This is a genomic window from Flavobacterium sp. HJJ (assembly GCF_015351475.1).
Taxonomy (GTDB): domain Bacteria; phylum Bacteroidota; class Bacteroidia; order Flavobacteriales; family Flavobacteriaceae; genus Flavobacterium; species Flavobacterium marginilacus.
Window position 1 is genome coordinate 1 of sequence record NZ_JADKPR010000090.1, and the last position, 388, is coordinate 388.

Here is a 388-nt window from a genome sequence, read left to right on the forward strand (position 1 = left end):
GCCGTAGGCTGTGTTATGGTAAAGTTTTTTGTGATCTGACAATTGTTGGCATCCGTGATGGTACAGGTGTAAGTGCCAGCAGCCAATCCTGTAGCAGTAGCAGCAGTACCACCAGTTGGAGTCCATGAATAGGTATATCCGCCGGCACCGCCTGCAGCAGTTACCGAAGCCGATCCGTTAGTTGCTCCATTGCAGGCCACGTTGGTTTGCGAAGTGGTTGCGGTAATAGCTGTAGGCTGTGTTATGGTAAAGTTTTTCGTGATCTGACAATTGTTGGCATCCGTGATGGTACAGGTGTAAGTGCCAGCAGCCAATCCTGTAGCCGTAGCAGCCGTTCCACCAGATGGAGCCCATGAATAGGTATATCCGCCAGCACCACCAGCAGCAG

Annotated in this window: 1 protein-coding gene; it reads right to left on the minus strand. The window is 51.5% G+C overall.

Annotated features, from left to right (window positions below; genetic code table 11):
• Positions 1-388: SprB repeat-containing protein (locus IRZ80_RS20860; protein WP_194644302.1), on the minus strand; the 388-nt coding region annotated here is incomplete at both ends.